Here is a 7,818-nt window from a genome sequence, read left to right on the forward strand (position 1 = left end):
ATCTAATACTAAAATAAATGCTCTTTTCATTGCTCTCTCCAACCGATATTTTTATACGTCTTCTGCGCGAATTTGGCCGTAGACATCGGGTGTTGGTGTGTATTCTCCGCCAATTTGAATGGCGCTTTGTAATGCTTTGGCCGCTTGTTGCCATTGCGCTTCATTACGCGCATGGATCACCGCCAACGGCTTGCTGCTATCGGCAACTTCACCTAGGCGAATAAATTGGTCAAACCCAACCGCGTAATCAATAGTGTCAGTTGCGACGCGGCGTCCACCGCCCATCTCCACCACGGCCATGCCAATCGCGCGAGTATCCATTGCCGATACAACGCCACTTTCTAGAGCGTAAACGGGCTTAACCAGCTCGGTTTTTTCAAGATAGTGATCGTAATTTTCAACAAAATCAGCGGGGCCGCCTAACCCTTTGACCATTTTGCCAAAGCATTCAGCCGCTTTTCCGTTATTAAGAACGGACATCAGTTTCGCACGAGCATCATTGCTGTCTTTTGCTAAATTGCCTAACAACAACATCTCAACGCAAGAGGCCAAGGTAATTTCCAGTAAGCGAGGGTTGCGATATTCACCAGTTAAAAAGCGTACCGCTTCACGCACTTCAAGGGCATTACCTGCCGAAGAGGCCAGCACTTGGTTCATATCCGTCAAAATAGCCGTGGTTTTCGTACCTGCGCCGTTAGCCACTGCGACGATAGATTTAGCCAACTCTTCAGAAGCTTCGTAAGTCGGCATAAATGCGCCAGAACCGACTTTGACATCCATCACCAAGGAATCTAACCCAGCGGCTAATTTTTTAGAAAGAATCGAGGCGGTGATGAGTGAAATATTGTCGACCGTTGCGGTAATGTCACGTGTGGCGTATACGCGTTTATCCGCTGGCGCGAGATCACCCGTTTGGCCGATGATAGCAACGCCCGCTTCTTTGGTTACTTGACCAAATACGTCATTACTTGGCGTGATGTTATAACCGGGAATCGACTCCAATTTATCCAGCGTGCCGCCCGTATGACCAAGGCCGCGCCCTGAAATCATAGGAACAAAACCACCGCAGGCTGCGACCATGGGGCCAAGCATCAGCGAAGTAACATCGCCCACGCCGCCAGTTGAGTGTTTATCAACGATAGGACCACCGAAGTTCATCGCATCCCAGTTGATCACCATCCCAGAATCACGCATAGCGCACGTCAGTGCAATGCGCTCTGGCATAGTCATTTCATTGAAGAAAATCGTCATGGCAAAGGCCGCAATTTGGCCTTCGGAGACGGTATTATTCGCCACACCTTGAATAAAAAAGTTAATTTCTTCGGTGGTGAGGATCTCACCGTCACGCTTTTTGCGAATGATTTCTTGAGGTAAAAAAGTTTGAGTTGAATACATTAGTTGCCTCCCAAGCATGATGCTTTGGTCAGTAAGGTAAAGAGGTAATCGGGAGCTGATGGCTCAGCTCCACGAGTCAGACTTATTATTATCAGTCCTACTTCAGCGCATAATTAATACGCAGCTGGATCGGCTTTTTGGTCTGTTACTTCTAATGTATTCAAAAGATTGGTTAGCAGGCTTGAAGCCCCAAAACGGTAGTGCATGCTGTCGGCCCAATCTGCGCCAAGTAGCTCATCAGCCATCGCGAGATACAATGCAGCATCTTGCGCTGTGCGTACACCGCCCGCAGGTTTAAAGCCTACAGTTTTGGCAACGCCCATATCGCGAATCACTTCTAGCATCATACGTGCGTATTCTGGTGTTGCATTCACAGGGACTTTGCCCGTTGAGGTTTTGATGAAATCAGCGCCCGCTTCAATACAGATTTGAGACGCTTTTTTGATTAATGCTTCTTCTTTTAGCTCACCAGTTTCGATGATCACTTTAAGCAGAATGTCACCACACGCGGCTTTACATTGCTTAACAAGATCAAAACCGACTTGCTCATTACCGGCGATTAATGCGCGGTAAGGGAACACAACGTCGACTTCATCAGCACCGTACGCAACAGCGGCTTTAGTTTCCGCAACGGCAATCTCAATATCATCATTACCGTGTGGGAAGTTGGTAACGGTTGCGATACGAATCTCTGGCGTGCCTTGCTCACGAAGTGTCTTCTTCGCAATAGGAATAAAGCGAGGGTAAATACAAATTGCAGCGGTATTACCTACAGCCGTTTTGGCATCATGACAAAGGGCAATCACTTTCGCATCCGTGTCATCATCGTTTAGCGTAGTCAAATCCATCAATTTCAGTGCACGTAGTGCGGCTGCTTTTAAATCGCTCATTTCTATCTCCGATCAATATATTCAAATAGTTCACTAGTAAACCACGCTCAGTGTTGAGAGCGAGATGGCTTGCTAGCCACAAATGAACGGACTTGGTTCCTTGAAGACTCGAAATGCACTTGCATTTCAATTGCTATCCCTGTCACCGCACAGTACCAATTTGGCCTATGGCACAACCATGATATGCCGCTTATTTGCACTCATCGCCGTGTCTAACGTATATCCGTGTGTAACTTATACCCGTATCTAATTTATATCAAAGCAACACGACATGATAAAACGGGCTGCCTTTGCGTCAAATCATACTCCATGTATTGATTGGCGCTAGCTGATATCTTCACTCTTCTATTGAAAATGAATCTCACTGATACAGTATAGATTTTCACTACAAAACTGTAGCGTCATTCATAGAGCAAACGGTTTGTATCTCAAAAAAGATCAGCGTCAACGATAATCTCGTTTACCGATAAACTCTGATCTATCCATTAAAAGCTAACTTATAAAAGAGAGCTTGAGGTGATAAACACTGACCACCCGACTAAAGAGTGAATCAAAGTATTCCTTTCGCCAAAACAAAAAAGCCCCGCAGCAATCTCTTGCTACGGGGCGATGTTAAACGGCGTCTATATCTCTTTCTCTTGTTTAATTAGAAAGAAAGGAAGAAGCCAGCAATGGTTGCTGCCATTAAGTTAGACAGTGTACCAGCACAAACGGCTTTTACACCCATCTTCGCGATATCGTGACGACGGTTAGGAGCAAGACCACCTAAACCACCGAGTAGAATCGCAACAGAAGAAAGGTTGGCGAAGCCACACAGTGCAAATGAGATGATAGCTTGAGTTTTCTCAGACATCACCGCACCAGTAGCAGCAACGATCTGTGCGTTCTCACCCACGTAAGGTACGAAGTTTAGATAAGCAACAAATTCGTTTACAACCAGTTTTTGACCGATGAAAGAGCCCGCTAGCGTTGCTTCTTCCCATGGCACACCAATCAGGAATGCTAATGGAGAGAAAAGCCAACCAAGCAGTAGTTCTAGAGTCAGTTCAGGCATACCGAACCAACCACCCACACCACCAAGCATACCGTTAACTAAGGCGATTAGACCAACGAAGGCAAGTAGCATTGCACCTACGTTTAACGCAAGTTGCAGACCAACAGAAGCACCACCTGCAGCAGCATCGATTACGTTGGCAGGTTTATCATTGCCATCCATATCGCTACCCAGTTCTTCATCTGGAGTATCGGTTTCTGGTTTGATGATTTTTGCAAACAGTAGACCACCCGGTGCTGCCATGAAAGAGGCCGCAACAAGGTACTCTAGCGGCACACCCATCGATGCGTAACCAGCAAGTACACCACCCGCAACTGAAGCCAAACCACCACACATTACTGCAAACAGCTCAGATTGAGTCATTTTAGGTACAAACGGACGAACCACGAGTGGCGCTTCTGTTTGACCTACGAAAATGTTGGCTGCAGCAGACATCGATTCCGCACGAGAGGTACCGAGTGCTTTTTGTAAACCACCACCTAGAATCTTAATTACCCATTGCATAACGCCAATGTAGTAAAGCACAGAGATAAGTGCCGAGAAGAAGATTAGAGTAGGTAGAACTTGGAAAGCAAAGATGAAGCCAATACCGTCAACTGAAAAGTTAACTAGGCTGCCGAATAGAAAACCAGTACCGTCTTTACCGAAGTCGATGACGTTTTGAACACCCGCAGAGAAACCTGCAAGGAGATCACGACCCCATGGTACGTAAAGAACGAAACCACCGATAATAAATTGGATAGCAAAAGCGCCACCCACTGTTCTTAGATTGATAGCTTTGCGGTTATCAGACAGTAGAACTGCAAGTCCTAGCAGAACTGCCATACCGACTAGGCTCATAAACAGGCTCATAGTTTATGATTTCCTTATTAGGTTATTGTTGGCGTGTTATAAAATGGAGCTCATGAAGCGGGGTGATTATACTCATCACCACTAAGATAAAGTAATGCCAGCCTCACACTTTCTTATAAGATTCACTGCCCATTCACTCATTTATGTGAGCACGTTCAATATTTACTGATACTAGAATCATTAAACCTACATTTCATTTCGAATTTATTCACACCGGAAAGAACAGAGAATGGCTGTTTTTCCACAAAACATCAGCAACCGTTTGCTCTGATTGGTTCTTCAGCAACGCAAGCGTTTGCAGGATAATCGGCAGTTTTTGTGGGTGATTCGCTTGCCCTTGAAAACCATTGAGTGGCATATCAGGAGCATCCGTTTCTAGCACTAAACTTTCGATGGGGAGTGCTGCAATAGTAAGACGGGTTTTGTTGGCTCTTGGATAGGTAATAACACCACCCACGCCAATCTTAAAACCCAGTTCAATAAACTGGTTTGCCTGTTGAACGCTGCCAGAAAAAGCATGCAGCACTCCACCTTGGCTAAATTGATGTTTTTTTAACAGTTGTATAAGGCGGTTGTGCGCTTTGCGGCTGTGTAATATCAATGGAAGTCTGGCTCGTTTCGCAAGCTCTAGTTGCATTTCAAACATTGTTTCTTGCAAAGCGGGAGCAATATCCGTCGTAAAATCTAAGCCACACTCCCCCAGAGCCACGCATTGAGCTGGTTTTTGAAGTAACTTTTGCTCAAGCTCGTCGATATCCGCAGGGGAAGAGGTTGATAAAAAACAGGGATGGAAACCGAGAGCAAAGTAGAGTTCAGTATAACCTTTAGCAAGCTCGGCCACTCGTTGCCAGTTACTTGGACCAACGGCGGGAATCACTATTTTTTCAACCCCCTGCTGGCGAGCTAAATGTAAATGGTGTTCAAACTCACGCTCAAAGATAGGAAAATCGAGATGGCAATGCGTATCAAATAAACGCAGCTTCTTATTCTCGCTCACGTTCTTTACTCTGAACAGGATCTTGACGATAAGGAACACAGCTACGTTTTTTATCTGGTGTTAAACCCATGTTCTCACACCAGCGATCATAACGCGCAACCTGCTTTTTCAACCACTGCCACATAACCGCCTCTCTTACATCACTGCTCTTCGCGTTTAAAGACCAACTCAGTTGCTGATGACTCCTGTTCTACAAAATAGTAGCCAGCACTGTCAAACTGAGCCAATTGCTCTACAGAAGAGATTTGTTTATCGATAATGTAGCGCGCCATCATGCCACGAGCCTTCTTAGCATAGAAGCTAATGACTTTGTATTGCCCTTTCTTACAATCCTTAAATACCGGAGTAATGATGCTTCCCTTAAGCTTTTTCGGATTAACCGCTTTAAAATACTCGTTGGAAGCGAGATTAATCAACACATCATCGCCTTGCTCTTTCAGAGCTTGATTGAGTTTATCGGTAATGATATCTCCCCAAAACTGGTACAGGTTAGTCCCCCTCGGGTTATCCAATCTCGTGCCCATCTCCAAACGGTATGGTTGCATCAGATCCAGTGGTTTCAATACACCATACAAGCCAGAGAGCATTCTTAAATGCTGTTGGGCATATTCAAATCCGGCATCCGATAACGTTTCTGCTTCAAATCCTGTATAAACATCCCCTTTAAACGCCAAAATGGCGGGGCGTGCATTATCCAACGTGAAGGTTGGGCTCCACTGCGCAAAGCGAGCCACGTTGAGCCCAGCGATTTTATCGCTCACTTTCATCAACGCTGAGATGTCGGCAGGAGTCAATTGACGGCAAACATCGATCAACTGAGCTGAATGGTCAATAAGCTCCGGCTGAGTATATTTGCTTGTCACCAACGGGGATTCGTAATCTAACGTCTTGGCTGGGGAAACAACAATGAGCATAATTTTCCTTCCTTTCTATTCTTATTTTATGGCTCACAGAGTACAAAAAAAGCCATGCGGTGTCTGCATGGCTTTTTCAATCTATTTAATCGTCAGTAACGATAACAGGCTATTTGTTGTTGTACCAAATGCCATCTTCCAACTGAGATTTTAACTCAGGGTAATCATTAGCATCGAAGGTGGGAACCTTACCTGCGGCTAGCTGACGGTTATAATCTTTCGCGAGCTTAATCACAATGCCAGAGAGCAGAATGATCGCCACCAAGTTAACAATCGCCATTAACCCCATCGAGACATCCGCCATTGCCCATACGGTAGGCAAGGTCGCCAATGAGCCAAACATCACCATGGCAAGGAAAACAATACGGAACAACGTTAACCCTTTCTTATTGTTGTGCTCTAAGAAAATCAGGTTCGTTTCGGCATAAGAGTAGTTGGCAATAATTGAAGTAAAGGCGAAGAAGAAAATCGCAAAAGCAACAAAAATCCCACCCCAACTGCCCACTTGTGAGCTTAATGCGCGCTGAGTCAGCTCGATACCGGTAATTTCACCGTGCGGTACATATTCACCCGACATCAAAATAATGGCGACGGTTGCTGAACAGATCACAATCGTATCAATAAAAACACCCAACATTTGCACGTAACCTTGAGAAGCAGGATGCGGCGGATAAGGCGTTGCAGAAGCCGCTGCATTAGGTGCTGAACCCATACCCGCTTCATTGGAAAACAGACCGCGTTTGATACCGTTAATCATGGCTTGAGCAATCGCGTAACCTAAACCGCCTGCGGCCGCTTCTTGAAGGCCAAATGCACTTTTGAAAATAAGGCTTAATACGGCTGGTAGCTTTTCTATATTAGTGACCATGACAAACATCGCAATCGCTAAGTAAGCTAATGCCATGAAAGGTACAATCAACTCAGCGGTACGCGCAATTTTACGGATACCACCAAAAATGACGAAAGCCGAAATTGCAACGATGAAGATACCGACATACAGCGGATCAAATCCAAAAGCATTTTTCATAGCCCCTGCAATTGAATTAGCTTGAACGGCATTGAATACTAGGCCAAAAGCAATAATCAGGAAGATGGAAAACAGGACACCCATCCAACGCATACCAAGGCCTTTTTCCATATAGTACGCAGGGCCACCACGGTAGTTACCATCTTTGTCACGGGTTTTGTATAGCTGAGCCAACGTGCTTTCAGCAAATGAAGTCGCCATACCAAGCATAGCAATCAACCACATCCAGAAAATCGCGCCTGGACCACCCGCCGTTAAAGCAACGGCTACACCGGCCATGTTTCCCGTACCAACACGCGCAGCAAGGCTAGTACAAAGTGCTTGGAAAGAAGAAATACCGGCTTTATCTGCTTTGCGGCTGTTTTTCAACACACTAAACATGTGGCCGAAATGGCGAAATTGAATGAATCCTAGGCGAACGGTGAAGTACACACCAACACCGACTAAAAGATAAACAAGGATGGATCCCCAAAGTAAATCATTCATTAAATTGATTAAGTCTGTCACAAGAACCTCTCATAGAGTGATAGCGCTGACCTAAGCGAAAAGCTTCACGAAAAAATGCACATGCTGCGAGTCAACGTTCTAACCAGCATGTTTTTATCGATATTATGCAATGCATTTTATTCGTCCAAAAAGTGAGGAGTCTCAACTTTTGAAGGGGCAACGTATTTTTGACGGGCGGATAA

Annotated in this window: 7 protein-coding genes; all 7 read right to left on the reverse strand. The window is 45.3% G+C overall.

The features are described from left to right. Positions 1-51: 51 nt before the first annotated feature. Entirely contained in the window at positions 52-1,413 is a 1,362-nt protein-coding gene (gene deoA / locus B9J84_RS09220) for a thymidine phosphorylase (RefSeq protein ID WP_017046546.1), read from the reverse strand. Between the two features lie 95 nt (positions 1,414-1,508). Continuing rightward, positions 1,509-2,285, reverse strand: a complete 777-nt coding sequence (gene deoC / locus B9J84_RS09225) for a deoxyribose-phosphate aldolase (RefSeq protein WP_013856124.1) — start codon at positions 2,283-2,285, stop codon at positions 1,509-1,511. Between the two features lie 646 nt (positions 2,286-2,931). After that, positions 2,932-4,191: a NupC/NupG family nucleoside CNT transporter gene (locus B9J84_RS09230; protein WP_013856123.1), complete on the reverse strand. Its 1,260-nt coding sequence runs from the start codon at positions 4,189-4,191 to the stop codon at positions 2,932-2,934. Positions 4,192-4,399: 208 nt separating this feature from the next. Beyond that, positions 4,400-5,188 (reverse strand): TatD family hydrolase, encoded by a 789-nt coding sequence (locus B9J84_RS09235; RefSeq protein ID WP_094124002.1) that lies wholly within the window; start codon positions 5,186-5,188, stop codon positions 4,400-4,402. Next, positions 5,175-5,312 (reverse strand): DUF5363 family protein, encoded by a 138-nt coding sequence (locus B9J84_RS16220; RefSeq protein ID WP_013856121.1) that lies wholly within the window; start codon positions 5,310-5,312, stop codon positions 5,175-5,177. The genes B9J84_RS09235 and B9J84_RS16220 overlap by 14 nt, the downstream gene beginning before the upstream one ends. A 16-nt stretch (positions 5,313-5,328) precedes the next feature. Then, on the reverse strand, positions 5,329-6,102 hold the full coding sequence (gene yaaA, locus B9J84_RS09240) for a peroxide stress protein YaaA (RefSeq protein WP_047691605.1): 774 nt from the start codon (positions 6,100-6,102) through the stop codon (positions 5,329-5,331). Positions 6,103-6,211: 109 nt separating this feature from the next. After that, positions 6,212-7,636, reverse strand: coding sequence for a sodium:alanine symporter family protein (locus B9J84_RS09245; protein WP_013856119.1), 1,425 nt, complete (start codon positions 7,634-7,636; stop codon positions 6,212-6,214). Between the last annotated feature and the right edge of the window lie 182 nt (positions 7,637-7,818).

Source organism: Vibrio sp. V03_P4A6T147 (assembly GCF_002241085.1).
In the GTDB taxonomy this organism is placed as follows: Bacteria; Pseudomonadota; Gammaproteobacteria; order Enterobacterales; family Vibrionaceae; genus Vibrio; species Vibrio anguillarum.